This window comes from Bacillus sp. AFS037270, assembly GCF_002585305.1.
Window position 1 is genome coordinate 39,677 of record NZ_NUNF01000029.1, and the last position, 13,842, is coordinate 53,518.

The 13,842-nt window shown below is 38.3% G+C and carries 12 protein-coding genes and 1 pseudogene; 2 read left to right on the forward strand and 11 right to left on the reverse strand.

Features of this window, described 5'->3' with window-relative positions:
• Positions 1-79: 79 nt before the first annotated feature.
• Positions 80-2,155 (reverse strand): sigma-54 interaction domain-containing protein, encoded by a 2,076-nt coding sequence (locus COD92_RS14580; RefSeq protein ID WP_098530083.1) that lies wholly within the window; start codon positions 2,153-2,155, stop codon positions 80-82.
• A gap of 188 nt (positions 2,156-2,343) precedes the next feature.
• Here COD92_RS14580 and COD92_RS14585 point away from each other — a divergent pair, with 188 nt between their 5' ends.
• Positions 2,344-2,577, forward strand: a complete 234-nt coding sequence (locus tag COD92_RS14585) for a DUF2627 domain-containing protein (protein ID WP_098530082.1) — start codon at positions 2,344-2,346, stop codon at positions 2,575-2,577.
• Between the two features lie 80 nt (positions 2,578-2,657).
• Here the strand turns inward: COD92_RS14585 and COD92_RS14590 are convergent, their stop codons facing one another.
• Positions 2,658-3,386: a glycerophosphodiester phosphodiesterase gene (locus tag COD92_RS14590; RefSeq protein ID WP_098530081.1), complete on the reverse strand. Its 729-nt coding sequence runs from the start codon at positions 3,384-3,386 to the stop codon at positions 2,658-2,660.
• A gap of 35 nt (positions 3,387-3,421) precedes the next feature.
• On the opposite strand from COD92_RS14590, the pseudogene COD92_RS32835 reads away from it, so the two are divergent.
• A pseudogene (locus tag COD92_RS32835) lies at positions 3,422-3,562 on the forward strand (YycC family protein).
• Between the two features lie 68 nt (positions 3,563-3,630).
• Here COD92_RS32835 and spo0A read toward each other — a convergent pair.
• The 9 genes from spo0A to xseA all read right to left on the reverse strand — a co-directional run bounded on the left by spo0A (position 3,631) and on the right by xseA (position 13,784).
• Entirely contained in the window at positions 3,631-4,422 is a 792-nt protein-coding gene (spo0A, locus tag COD92_RS14600) for a sporulation transcription factor Spo0A (protein ID WP_098530080.1), read from the reverse strand.
• Between the two features lie 282 nt (positions 4,423-4,704).
• Positions 4,705-6,003, reverse strand: a complete 1,299-nt coding sequence (gene spoIVB, locus COD92_RS14605; RefSeq protein WP_420491160.1) for a SpoIVB peptidase — start codon at positions 6,001-6,003, stop codon at positions 4,705-4,707.
• 116 nt (positions 6,004-6,119) lie between these two features.
• Positions 6,120-7,808: a DNA repair protein RecN gene (gene recN / locus COD92_RS14610; RefSeq protein WP_098530078.1), complete on the reverse strand. Its 1,689-nt coding sequence runs from the start codon at positions 7,806-7,808 to the stop codon at positions 6,120-6,122.
• A 16-nt stretch (positions 7,809-7,824) separates the two neighbouring features.
• Complete coding sequence (ahrC, locus tag COD92_RS14615; protein ID WP_098530077.1) at positions 7,825-8,274, reverse strand: transcriptional regulator AhrC/ArgR; 450 nt, start codon at positions 8,272-8,274, stop codon at positions 7,825-7,827.
• 126 nt (positions 8,275-8,400) lie between these two features.
• Positions 8,401-9,237 carry a TlyA family RNA methyltransferase gene (locus COD92_RS14620; protein WP_098530076.1) on the reverse strand — a complete coding sequence of 279 codons (837 nt, stop codon included), beginning with the start codon at positions 9,235-9,237 and terminating at the stop codon, positions 8,401-8,403.
• Between the two features lie 2 nt (positions 9,238-9,239).
• Positions 9,240-11,141 carry a 1-deoxy-D-xylulose-5-phosphate synthase gene (dxs, locus tag COD92_RS14625; protein ID WP_098530118.1) on the reverse strand — a complete coding sequence of 634 codons (1,902 nt, stop codon included), beginning with the start codon at positions 11,139-11,141 and terminating at the stop codon, positions 9,240-9,242.
• A gap of 165 nt (positions 11,142-11,306) precedes the next feature.
• Positions 11,307-12,200: a polyprenyl synthetase family protein gene (locus COD92_RS14630; protein ID WP_098530075.1), complete on the reverse strand. Its 894-nt coding sequence runs from the start codon at positions 12,198-12,200 to the stop codon at positions 11,307-11,309.
• Positions 12,201-12,202: 2 nt separating this feature from the next.
• Positions 12,203-12,436 carry an exodeoxyribonuclease VII small subunit gene (locus tag COD92_RS14635; protein WP_098530074.1) on the reverse strand — a complete coding sequence of 78 codons (234 nt, stop codon included), beginning with the start codon at positions 12,434-12,436 and terminating at the stop codon, positions 12,203-12,205.
• Positions 12,426-13,784: an exodeoxyribonuclease VII large subunit gene (gene xseA, locus COD92_RS14640; RefSeq protein WP_098530073.1), complete on the reverse strand. Its 1,359-nt coding sequence runs from the start codon at positions 13,782-13,784 to the stop codon at positions 12,426-12,428. The genes COD92_RS14635 and xseA overlap by 11 nt, the downstream gene beginning before the upstream one ends.
• Between the last annotated feature and the right edge of the window lie 58 nt (positions 13,785-13,842).

Here is a 13,842-nt window from a genome sequence, read left to right on the forward strand (position 1 = left end):
AGTTTTATGCCATACCGCATTTATGTAAACGTTTTATTTTCTTCATCAGAACACTGCAATAAATTTCAGACTGTGAAAATTATTGCGTGCTATTTTTTTCAAGATTGTATTTATCTAGTTTATAATAAAGGTTCCTTACCGATAAACCTAATGTTTTAGCTGTCATTGTTTTATTTCCGTTCAAACGTGAAAGAGTTTCCTGGATAATCCTTGCTTCGTATTCCTCCACCATTTCAGGCAAGGTCTTTTTTAAATTTAGCGGTTCAGCGGATGACAATCCAGAAGATTCTATTCTTATCGTTTTATTTCTTAATTCCGGAAGATGGTTAATATCGATTAAGGTATCGTTATAATTCATAAAAATAATCGCCCTGCCAAGGATATTTTCTAATTCTCTCACATTTCCCGGCCAGTCATATTCCATTATTTGAGCTAGTGCTTCTTTCGTTACTCCTTCGACATTTCTTCCATAATCCCGATTAATTTTATTAATCAGTCTGCTGCATAAAACAGGGATCTCCTCTTTACGCCTCCTGAGCGGTGGAATCTGAATTGGCATGCGGTTTAATCGATAATATAAGTCTTCCCTAAACGAACCTTTAGCAATACCCTTTTCCAGATTTACATTTGTTGCAGCAATGATTCGGACGTTTATGTTGATAGGCTTTGTACCACCCACACGGATAATTTCACTTTCCTGCAGTACTCTTAAGAGCTTTGCCTGGGTATTGGCAGATAATTCCCCTATCTCGTCAAGAAAGATACTGCCGTTGTTTGCTTCCTCAAAAAGACCGCGTTTTCCTCCCCTTAGTGCTCCTGAAAAGGCACCTTCCTCATAGCCAAATAATTCACTCTCTAATAACGATTCAGAAATTGCGGCACAATTTACACGAATAAATTTATTGTATTTTCGATCACTCGCATTATGTATGGCATGGGCAAACAACTCTTTCCCTGTTCCCGATTCCCCTCGGAGCAGTACAGTTGCAGGAGTTTTTGCCCCCAGCTTTGCCTGTTCAATGGCAATTACCATTTCCTCGGATATGCCGATAATATCCTCGAATGTATATTTTGCTTCAAGAGTCCGGATGATTTGTCTAGCCCGATTCAATTCTCTGCTTAACGATTTCATCTCTGACATATCATGGATAACACCGACACTGCCTTTTAATTTCCCTTCTACAATAATCGGGGCTACATTGACAATTACCTCTTTTTTATTGGGGCCTACCCTCATTGGGACACCACGTACAGCCCTTCTTGTTTGTAATACCTTCATATGCATACTTTCACCTTCAGAAATGTCAGCATTTGCGGGCTTTCCAATAACTTGATCTTTGGTAAGGCCAGTTAGTCTGGTGTAAGCTGGATTAATAAGGATTCCTCGTCCATTCTCATCAACAACAGAGATAGCATCATCACTCGAATGAATAATGGCCTGGAGCATGGTTTGGATTTCCTTTAAATTAGTGATTTCCTCTGCTAAATTAACCACTTCTGTTATATCCTTAAAAACAGCAAATGCCCCCATCAATGTTCCATTTTCTTCAATAATCGGAATACGGGTCGTTATAATTTTTCGTCCATTACCTAATTCCATTTCCTGATTAGATTCCACTCTTCTTGTTTTCAAAATTAATAAAAGCCTGCTCGTCGGGATAACTTCTAGAACATCCTTACCAATTGCCTGCTCTTTGTTAACACCCATGATTTCTTCGGCTCTTTTATTAAAAAGGATCACTTGTCCTTTATTGTCGATAACCACCATACCATCATTGGCAGCGTTAAAAATTAGTTCCTGCTTATATGAATCATTTTGGAGCTTAGCCACAAGTTCTTCCTTTTCTTCCATAAGCTTTGATACCAAGAAGGCAACACTCCCGGGAATTAATACCGTTTGCTTATTTTTGGCATTTCGAATTTCATGAAAAACTTCATCATTTCCTGTCACTTCAATAACGATATCAATACTCTCATTTAAATACGTCTGCCAGCTTGTCCCTGTATTAATTCCCTCTTTGCGTGCGAGGATAATCCCGGGTGCATTTTCATTTCGATCGATAACGACTTGAACGTTAAGCACTTCGGATTCTTTTAAAATTTCTAAGATTGCCGTTCCACCTTTACCAGCTCCAACAATCATAATGTTCTGCATTTATTTTACCCCTTTTGGTATTAGGAAATTTTTTGCATTCACCAAAGAAAAATCTCTGCAATTCTCTTCATTACTAATATTATAACTAAAAGACTCACCTTGACAATTTTCAACTATAAAAAAATATTTTGTTGAGATATAATGATATAGAAGTCAGAAAATTATCTAGTAATTGGAAGGATTTATTTATGATACGTATTATCGCTCTCATCATTTTAGTCATTCCAGGTGCATTAGCGGCTTTAGGAATTAAATTAATGCGTGATATGACATTCGGAATTCTGCAAACGCCATTCCCAAATTTATTATTGCAATTCTTAACAGGATTGATTTTTTTTATCGGGGGTCTTGGATTTGTAGCCGGATTTATTTTTCACCGTGATCGTAAGCGCAATAAAGTCCAGCCTAAGTTTAAGAAATGATGATTCGTTCGTAGATTAACTTAAAAGGAGAGGCCGTTCTATTGAACAGCACTCTCCTTTTCAATTAGTAGATCGGTTCGTTACAACTTGTTATCATATTGTTTTCTAATCCGAAGAGCCTTAACGGGATCATCTGTTATAATAGCTGTACAGTTAATATTAAAAAAACGGTTCATATCTATATCTTTGTTCACTGTATAGGGGCGTACTGCAATACCATTATCCATGGTATTAATAAGTATATTATCAGACATAGCAGAGTGTTTAGGATGAATCCCTTTTGCCCGTATGGATTGCGAATAAATCCAAGGCATATAAATTCCTTCAATAAACAGTGGTGCTGTTTCAATCTCTGGTGCAATCCTGTAGCTGTAAACTATACTATAATGATTAAAGGACGATATAATAATCCGATCACTCAGCCCATAGTTTCTAACCAATTGAACTACTTTTTCTTCCATTCCATCATAGGGAATGAGTCCATTTTTCAACTCAATATTACAGATTAATTTGTTGGTTTGTAGCCATTCCAATACTTCCGTTAAGGATGGGATCAGTTCTTTTCTTAACCCTTTTTTGTTCGCATTTAATTTTCTAATTTCTTTATATAAGAAATCCTTAACAAACCCGCTTCCGGTGGTTGTTCGATCCACTTTTTCATCATGGATCACGACTATTTCACCATCCTTCGTTAACTGAACATCAAGCTCTAATCCATCGGCACCAGCTTTTTCAGCTTCTATAAAAGCGCCCATGGTATTTTCAGCAAATGAAGCGGAATATCCGCGATGTGCAAATATTTGTGTCATATTTTCACTTCCCAATATTAAATGGAGGAATATACATGAAACCTTTACAATTATCAACAGAAACTGCCCTAAAGCTATCCCAAGAATTAAAAATACCGTTAGAATAGCTTATGCATTTACCTCAACATATTCTATTACAAAAACTCATGGAATTAGAAAAGAAGGAAAAAAATTAATCCGGGTAAAAAAATAACAAAGGCCTTCATTCACTGGAATGAAGGCCTCAGCTGCTTTAGTGATTTTTTCAAGAAGCCTTATGTTCAAGGCGTAATTTATCTGCTACCATGGCAATAAATTCACTATTAGTAGGCTTTGCTTTCGTCATACTGACTGTATAACCGAATAGGGAGGAAATGGAGTCAATATTCCCCCGGCTCCAAGCCACTTCAATTGCATGACGAATGGCCCGCTCTACACGGCTTGCTGTTGTATTATACTTTTTAGCGATATCCGGATATAGTACTTTGGTGATGGAACCTAGAAGTTCGATATCGTTGTAAACCATTGAAATGGCTTCACGCAAATATAAATATCCCTTAATATGTGCTGGAACTCCTATTTCATGGATAATACTAGTGATGCTTGCGTCAAGATTTTTTGGCTTTTGTTCAGACTGAGACCGATAGCTTACACTAGGAGCCTTTCTTGTAAAAGTATTGGTATTACCGCTAACTTGACGAATGTGGCTGCCGAGGTTTTCCATATCAAAAGGTTTTAAGATAAAGTAGGAAGCGCCAAGTTCAACCGCCTTTTTGGTAACATCCTCTTGACCAAATGCAGTTAGCATAATAACATTTGGAATCGTTCCTTTTTTTACATCACGTAAACGCTCAAGAACAGCTAATCCGTCAAGATGCGGCATAATGATATCCAGCACAAGAACATCTGGGTCTACGGAAGCAAGCATATCTAAACATTCTTGACCGTTATGTGCTATACCGACAACTTCCATATCTTCTTGGGAGGAAATATAGTCCTCTAATAATCCTACTAACTCTCTATTATCATCAACAACAAATACCTTTATCTTTTTCAAATCCTGTTCCTCCTCATTCAAATCGAGTCTCTATTTTCAATCGAACATTCAAATCGCTTTATTCTCTTATTTCTATTCTAAATTAGAAATTCGACAATGCAACAAAAATTCCTTTCCTTTTTTAAATATTTGTTAAAATAGTGATAAAATCTTATCTTTTCTTTGTTTTACTTCCTTTTTCGACTTAAATCGCATCATTTCCAATTTATTACTGTCTTTTGTCGAATTATCTTTATACAAAAAAGAAGCAAAATAGGTCATTACACCTATTTTGCTTGGAATTCAACTTGCTTTTTCTTTCGGTGTTTCATATATATTAATTCCAGCTTCATTTAGCATCCACTCAATATGGACTCCATAGCCGGATGTAGGATCATTGACGAAGACATGTGTTACAGCTCCGACAAGCTTACCGTTTTGAATAATCGGACTGCCACTCATTCCTTGTACAATTCCTCCTGTCTTTTCAAGCAGCTTTGGATCGGTTACTTTTATAACCATGCCTTTTGTTGCCGGAAACTTTTGCGGGATTGTACTAACAATTTCGATATCAAATTCTTCTACTTGATCACTATCAACCACTGTTAAAATTTTTGCAGGTCCTTCTTTCACCTGATCAGATAGGGCAATCGGAAGTGGTTTATCCAATATACCATTTTTTAATTCACGGTTTAATTCCCCGAAAATTCCAAACGGGCTGTTCTTTTGAATGTTACCAACAATTTCATGATCGGAAGAAAAACGAGCAAGCTTTTCACCTGGGTCTCCATTACTTCCTTTTTCTATCGATGTTACAGTAGAACGGACAATTTGACCATCTTCAACGACGATTGGTTTTTTTGTATCCATGTCTGAAATTACATGTCCAAGGGCACCATATTTTTTAGATTGCGGGTGAACAAAGGTCATGGTTCCAATACCAGCAGCAGAATCTCTGATATATAGGCCAAGCTTATAAGTGTTCTCTCCTTTATCTTTCAAAGGAGTTAGTTTGGTGGTGAATTTTCCACTTTCTCGGCTTATTACTAAATCGAGGGGTTTACCATCTTGTCCTGCCGATTGAACAAAAGGGGCTACGTCTGTCATTTTCTCAATTTTACTGCCATTGATTTCTGTTATGATATCTCCAACTTTAATTCCTGCAATTTCACCTGGAGATTTTTTTCCATTTGCTGTGTTAATTAAATGGTGACCAACCACTAACACACCAACTGTATTTAATTTTACACCAATTGATTGACCTCCGGGTAAGACACGGAAATCTTTTAAGACACGTACATCAACCTTTTTAATCGGGATCCCTGCATACTCTAGAAGCATTTCGTTCTTGCCGTGTTCATTTGCTTTAACAGATACCGACTTTTTTTCCTGATTAAGTGTGATATTTGAATTGTGAGAAGCTATGGTGGCTGTTACCGGTGCAGCCTTTTGGAACGTGTAATCTTGTCCTTCAAAAACAGTTATTGACTTTGGTATTGAAAGGTATTGCTGTAAGGGCTGAAAAAAAATAAGGCTAATTAATGAAACAAGGAGAATTCCACCAATAATCTTTCTAATTATTTCTAACTTCAAATCCTTCACTCTCCTCGCTTCTTTTCATTGCACTTATAAAAATGGCTACATCTATAATTTTGCCTCCTTGACAATCATTTATAACTTCGTTCAACATAAAAAAGCTACCCAATTTGGATAGCTTTTCATTTTATCTTATTTTTACCAGCTAATTGCAATAATTCTTCTGCATGTTTCTTCGTTAAATCGGTTATTTCCGTACCAGAAATCATTCGACCTATTTCTTTTATTTTCTCTTCTGTCTTTAATGGTGTAACAGATGTCTTTGTACGTCCGCCCTTTATAATTTTTGCAATAAACAAGTGAGTATCTGCCATTGCTGCCACTTGCGGTAAGTGCGAAATACAGAGAACTTGAGAACCCGCTGCGACCTTATATATCTTTTCGGCAATCGATTGGGCGACTCTACCGCTGACACCGGTATCCACTTCATCAAAAATAATGGATGTTACCCCTTGATGTCTAGAGAAAATACTTTTTAATGCCAGCATAATTCGTGACAATTCTCCACCCGATGCCACCTTTGACAATGGCTTTAAGGGTTCGCCAGGATTGGTTGAAATATAAAACTCTATATGATCGACACCATTTTTAGCAAAATGATGCTGTTCGGATTCAAATCTTATTTCAAAAATAGTTTTCTCCATATACAGTTCTTTTAATTCTTTATGAATTAATTTTGTCAGCTTATTTGCCCATTTATGGCGGAGTTCTGTTAATTGTTGTGCTTCAAGGACCAAGTCTTTTTTGATAGACGTTAATTCCTTTTCGAGTTCTCCAATATGCGTTTCTTTGTTTTGCAATGTTTCAATTTCTTCTTCAATCTTGGCAGCATATTCTAATATTTCTGTAATGGTTTTTCCGTATTTCCGTTTAAGCTGATTAATTTCGTTTAAACGACCTTCAATTTCGTTTAATCTCTGCGGGTCATATTCTAGTCCGTCTAATTCATTTCTTAATGTATGTGCGGCATCTTCTAATTGGTAAAAACTATTTGAAACTGAATCAGATAAATCTTTATAGGTTGAATCAAGTGCAGCAGCCTCTTCAAGTGAGCCCATGACCAGCCCAATCCAATCTAGTCCCTTTTGTTCTCCCTTTAGAGCGTTATAGCCAGTTTGGATGGCTTCAAATACCCTTTCGAAGTTCCCTAATCTTCTTTTTTCCTCAGACAATTCTTCATCTTCATTTGGTTTTAAATCTGCCTTTTGGATTTCATCTAATTGAAATTGAATTAGGTCCAGCCGATGTGCCGTCTGCTGGTCATTCTCGCTCAAAGATTTAAGTTTATGTAATGTCTGCTCAAAGCGGCGAAATACCTGTGAATATTCATTCTGAGCAGGATAAATTGCCTCTGCCCCGAATTGATCAAGTAATGTCAGGTGTCTTGTTTCATCCATAAGCTCTTGATGTTCATGCTGTCCATGAATATCTACAAGTGTTGCACCTATTTCTCTAAGAACTGAAATGGTCACGAGTTTTCCATTGATTCGGCAAACACTTTTCCCAGTTCGGGCAATATCACGCCGTAATATGACCATCCCCTCTTCAATCTCAATCCCAAATTCAAACGCTTTTGACTTAACTGGGTGGTTAGGATCATCTATTTGGAATAACCCTTCAATAATGGCTTTTTCTTCACCATGACGGACAAATTCAGCCGACCCTCTGCCACCCACTAATAAATGGATGGCATCGATAATAATGGATTTACCAGCACCTGTTTCACCTGTTAGAACGGTTAACCCTTTTTCAAACGAGATTGACAAGTCCTCAATAATGGCGAAATTTTTTATTGATAATTCTGCTAACAAGGTACTCTCCCCCCATTTAAAGCATGTCAAGGAACCGGTTTGTAATGACCTCGGTGTCTTCCGGTGTTCGACAAATTATTAACATGGTATCATCACCACAAATTGTTCCCAGTATTTCATCCCAGTCAAGATTGTCAATTAATGCACCTATTGCCATAGCGTTACCAGGCAGGCATTTCATGACGAGTAAATGACCCGCGGAATCAATTCTGACAAATGCATCAATAAGCGATCGTTTTAATTTTTGTAAAGGGTTAAAGCGTTGATCTGCTGGCAAGCTGTATTTATAGCGGCCATCTGTTAATGGTACTTTAACCAAGTGCAATTCTTTAATATCCCTAGAGACGGTTGCCTGCGTTACGTTATATCCTGCGCTCTTTAATTCATCTACTAATTCATCCTGCGTCTCAATATCGTTGCTGGCAATAATTTCTCTTATTTTAATATGGCGTTGACCTTTATTCATTTTTTCACCTCGTAATAAAAGAACATCAGTTATGTCCTATCTACCAATATGTTAGCCCATTTCCAAAGGAATGTACATTTTTTTCTCATAAAAATACATTCACATGCAAAAGGATAGGCTATTTGCCTACCCTTCATCCTGTTTTGTGTGAAATTCCTTATGGGATTGCTCGACAATTTCAGCAGGCTGAATTTGCAGTTGATTAATCCCCACTTCTTGTTCATTTTCCCATCTTAGGTGAAGTAAAAATTCAATATTTCCGTCTCCTCCTGTAATAGGGGAGTAGGATAAGTTTTTAACAACATAGCCTTCCTTGATGGAAAAGTTAATAATTTTTTCAATAACCTGTAAATGTACTTTTTCATCCCGCACAATTCCTTTTTTACCGACTTGCTCTCGTCCAGCCTCAAATTGCGGCTTAACCAAAGCAATAATATCACTGCCAGGAATTAATAATGTTTTTAAAACTGGTAAAATCAACGTTAATGAAATGAACGACACATCGATAGTGGCAAAGTTTGGCATTTCACGACTTAAATCTGCTGGTGTGACATATCGGAAATTGGTTCTTTCCATTACTATTACACGTTCATCCTGCCGCAGTTTCCATGCAAGCTGATTATAACCAACATCGAGGGCATAGGACATCTTTGCACCATTTTGCAATGCACAATCTGTAAACCCACCAGTGGAAGAACCAATATCCAATAAAATCTTATTTTCGACATTCACATCAAAGACCTTTAATGCCTTTTCCAATTTTAAGCCACCACGACTCACATATGGAAGTACGTTCCCCTTTATATTTAAGGGTATATCTACTTTAACCTTCTCACCAGGTTTATCTAGTCGTTCCTCATTTGTATAAACTAAACCTGCCATAATCGCTCTTTTGGCCTTTTCCCGCGTCTCAATAAGTCCTCTTTCAACTAATAAAACATCTAAACGTTCTTTGTTTTTCATATTTATGCCCTTTGTTGTTTTTTTCTAGCCTGCGCTAAAATAGAAGTCCTCTTTACTGCTTCTTCTGTTGTTAAACCGATTTCCTCAAGTAAGGAATCCACATCTCCATGTTCAATAAATCGATCTGGAATCCCTATTCTGTCTATAAGTGCATCGTGATATCCATGGGACCCCGCATATTCAAGGATTGCACTGCCAAATCCACCTTGCAAAACAGCCTCCTCAATGGTCAGGATAGGAATATGCTTATCAAGAAGTTCCGTTAGCATCATTTCATCAAGCGGCTTTATAAACCTAGCATTAACAACCCTAATGGATAATCCTTCTTTTTCAAGACTTTGTGCTGCCTCCATAGCCATTGGAATGGTGGTACCAAAGGTTAAAATCGCGGCATCTGTTCCTTCTTTTATCGTCTCCCAAGTGCCAATCGGAATGTTCTGGAAGTCTTCATCCATCTCTACCCCTAATCCATTACCCCGTGGAAATCTCATCGCAATCGGTCCATCATTATAATTTAATGCGGTATAAACCATATGCTGACCTTCATTTTCGTCCTTAGGCATCATTAAAACCATATTGGGGAGATGCCTTAAAAAAGCTATATCAAATACTCCTTGATGTGTTTCACCATCGGCACCAACTAAACCTGCACGGTCAATTCCAATAAAAACATTTAAATTTTGCCTACAAATATCATGCAGCACTTGGTCATAGGCTCGTTGTAAAAAGGTTGAATAAATGGCCAAAAATGGCTTCATATGTTGAGTGGCTAGTCCTGCTGCAACAGTTGCAGCGTGCTGCTCGGCAATCCCCACATCGAACATTCGGTCAGGGAACTCGCTGGCAAAACCTTCTAGCTTCGAACCCACAGGCATTGCTGGGGTAATTGCGACAATTCGCTCGTCACTTCTGGCGAGCTTACGGACGGTTTCGCTGACAACACTGCTCCATGCAGGCGGTTGTTTTTTTGTAGGTTTGACAAAATCTCCCGTATCCATTTTATATGGTCCGGTTCCATGCCAAGTACCGATCTTGTCACTTTCAGCCGGTCTAAACCCCTTCCCTTTTTTTGTAATAACATGGAGAATCACAGGTCCGTCGGTCTTTTTTGCTGATTGAAGGCTTTCAAATAAAGTATCAAAATTATGACCATCAATCGGTCCTAAATAAGTAAAGCCCAGCTCTTCAAAGAACATGCCGGAAACCACTAAATACTTCAGGCTATCCTTTACTCTTTCAGCCGTTGCAGCGAGTTTTCCGCCAACAGCGGGGATTTTCTTTAACAGTACTTCAAGTTCATCTTTTACCCATTGATATTTTCCAGCCGTCCGTAATTGGCCCAATATATTATGGAGTGCGCCGACATTGGGAGCAATCGACATTTCATTGTCATTGAGGACTACAATCATATCTTTTTTCTCATGTCCAATATGATTTAGGGCCTCAAGCGCCATTCCTCCCGTCAAGGCACCGTCGCCAATTACAGGGACTACAAAGGAATTTTCTTTTTTTAGATCCCTTGCAATCGCCATACCCATAGCAGCTGAAAGAGAAGTGGAGCTGTGTCCCGTCTCCCAAACATCGTGCTCACTTTCTACCCGTTTCGGAAATCCGCATAATCCCTTAAATTGTCTTAACGTGTCAAATTCACTTGCCCTGCCAGTTAAAATTTTATGAACATAGGATTGGTGACCAACATCCCAAATAATTTTATCCTTTGGACTATCAAAACATCTATGCAAAGCGAGCGTTAGTTCCACCACACCTAAATTTGGTCCGATATGCCCTCCGGTTACAGATAATTTTTGAATTAAAAACTCGCGAATTTCTTGACTAAGAGCCTCAAGCTCCTGATTCGACATCCTTTTTAAGAAGGATGGGTCCTTGATTGATAATAAATCCATTTCTGGACCACTCACTTTCATTCTTTTTCGTTCTACATATATTATTCCTAGTATTTCTATCTCATCTGAAAAAATAGCCGCTAACACACTAAGTGATAACGGCAATTAACAACTTCTCTACAATGAGAACAATTAGAACATACTAATACTCAGCCTAAAAGCACGCTAGTGATCCCTTGATGCAACTAAATCCGTTATTTCGTTAAGAAAAATAGTATTTAAATCTGTCTTTTTTAAGTATTCTTTGGACAGCATAATCTGTTTCTGAAGGGCGGCTCTTGCCCCTTCCAAGGATAATAATTGTGGATAGGTGCTTTTATGGTTAACGGTATCACTGCCAACAGGCTTTCCAATTATTTGTTGGTTGCCTACCAAATCTAGAATATCATCCTGTATTTGGAAAGCAAGTCCAAGGTGATGAGCAAAAGACGATAGGTTTCGTAATAAGCTTTCATTTGCACGAGCCATGATGGCTCCTGCAACCACACTGAATTTGAGCAGCTTACCTGTTTTGTGAATATGTATATACTCAAGTTCTTCAAGGGATAGAACTTTGTTCTCCCCTTCCATGTCAGCTACTTGTCCACCCACCATTCCTTCAGCGCCGGCTGCTTTTGCCATTTCTATTACCAACCCCGTTTTTACTGTGGGTGGAGCAAAATCATCGGAAAGCATGTTTATTACTTCAAAACTATAGGTTAATAAAGCATCCCCAGCGAGTATAGCAATCGCATCTCCAAATACCTTATGATTGGTTGGTTTCCCTCTTCTCAAATCATCATTATCCATACTGGGCAGGTCGTCATGAATTAAAGAATAGGTATGAATCATTTCGATTGCAGCTGCAGCCGGAATGCCCTTTTTAGGATCAATTCCAAAAGCATCTAAGGTTGCGAACAACAATAAGGGGCGAATTCTTTTACCGCCTGCTTCTAGAGAATAAATCATGGAATCCTTTATTACAGAAGGGGCATCCAGTTTTTCTACCAGCGCTCGAAGTTCCCGATTTAGCAGTTGTTGATATTCTTTTCTAAATGCGTCTAGTACCCTGGTTTCCAAGCCTAATCCTCCTCTGTAATAGAAAAACGCTCAGTACGTCCGTCCTCCGTAATAATTTGCGTAAGCTGTTCCTCCACAGTTTTTAATTTATCATGACATAGTTTTGAAAGTTCCATACCTTCCTTGTAGAAAGTTATCGCTTCTTCTAATGGAACATCGCCTTCTTCAAGCTTCTCAACAATTTCCTCAAGCTTTGTCATGGCCTCTTCAAAGGTTAAAGTTTTATCATTTGTCACTATTTTCTCTCTCCTTTATTGTTTCCACTTTACAGAAAAGGCTTCCATCTGTTAATTGAATTTGAACTTGCTCATTCGCTTTTACCTGATTGACACTTTTAACGAGACGGTTATCCTCTGTATAGGCTAAACTATATCCCCGCTCCATTATTTTAAGTGGGCTTAATGCCTGAAGTGTAGAAACAATCCGATCAAACTCTGTCTGTTTTTTTACATAAATTTGCGATACTGCTCGATTTAGATCCTTTTGTGTTCTGTCAAAACGTCTTTTAGCCTCCTGCAGTCCTTCGTTTGGATGTCTACGCTGCAATCGTTTTGACAAAATCTCATACTGGTCATTTTTTACTCCTGTTAATCGAGAGGTTCCACGTACCAGCCGTTCTGTTAACCGATCCACCTGCTCAAGCTTTTGCTCATAAAGCCGGTGCGGATAGCGAAATGCATATGATTTTTGAACACGATTTAACCGTTCTTTTTCAAAATTAAACCTTCCGCTCATGACCCGGATTAGACGAGTTTGCCGCTGCAAAATTCGATCCATCAGCTCTTCAATATGCGGAACAGCTAATTCTGCTGCACCGGTTGGTGTAGGAGCCCGCATATCAGCAACAAAATCAGCAATCGTAAAGTCTGTTTCATGACCTACAGCTGAAATAATCGGAATCTTGGATGAAAAAATAGCACGGGCTGTCATTTCTTCATTAAAGGCCCATAACTCCTCAATAGAACCTCCTCCCCGTCCAACAATTAAGACATCAATTTCCTCCATGCTGTTGGCTTTTTCGATGGCCTTAACGATTGAAGGGGCAGCGTTCTCTCCTTGAACCAGAGCAGGAAACACAAGTATATTAGCAATGGGATAACGTCTTTTAATTGTGGTAATTACATCCCGTATGGCGGCTCCTGTAGGGGAAGTAATCACACCAACCGTTCTTGGATATAGAGGAATGTTTTTTTTGGTTTCAGGAGCAAATAACCCTTCGGCTTCTAATCTTTGTTTAAGTTGTTCATATGCTAGAAATAATTCTCCAATGCCATCAGGCTGCATTTCTCTAATATATATTTGATATTGGCCGCTTGGTTCATAGACACTGACTTCACCCTTAACAATCACTTTCATACCGTTTTCAGGTAAAAATTTCATAAATCGAGATTGTCCGGCAAACATCACGGCAAGAATTCGGGCTTTCTCATCCTTTAATGTAAAATACATATGTCCGCTCGAATGCTGTTTAAAATTTGAAATTTCGCCTCTTACATGGACCTCACGTAAATGGGGATCAGCATCAAATTTCCGCTTGATATATTTTGTTAAAGCATTCACAGATAAATATCTTTGTTCCTGCATGTGCAGCTCCTTTTGACGAAAGAATAAAACTGTCCTTATCTATTATACATTTAGCGAG

Coding starts and splice junctions, on each gene's coding strand:
- COD92_RS14580 (WP_098530083.1), bottom strand. CDS start 2,155: ATGCAGAACATTATGATTGTTGGAGCTGGTAAAGGTGGAACGGCAATC.
- COD92_RS14585 (WP_098530082.1), top strand. CDS start 2,344: ATGATACGTATTATCGCTCTCATCATTTTAGTCATTCCAGGTGCATTA.
- COD92_RS14590 (WP_098530081.1), bottom strand. CDS start 3,386: ATGACACAAATATTTGCACATCGCGGATATTCCGCTTCATTTGCTGAA.
- ahrC (WP_098530077.1), bottom strand. CDS start 8,274: ATGAATAAAGGTCAACGCCATATTAAAATAAGAGAAATTATTGCCAGC.
- COD92_RS14620 (WP_098530076.1), bottom strand. CDS start 9,237: ATGAAAAACAAAGAACGTTTAGATGTTTTATTAGTTGAAAGAGGACTT.
- dxs (WP_098530118.1), bottom strand. CDS start 11,141: ATGGATTTATTATCAATCAAGGACCCATCCTTCTTAAAAAGGATGTCG.
- xseA (WP_098530073.1), bottom strand. CDS start 13,784: ATGCAGGAACAAAGATATTTATCTGTGAATGCTTTAACAAAATATATC.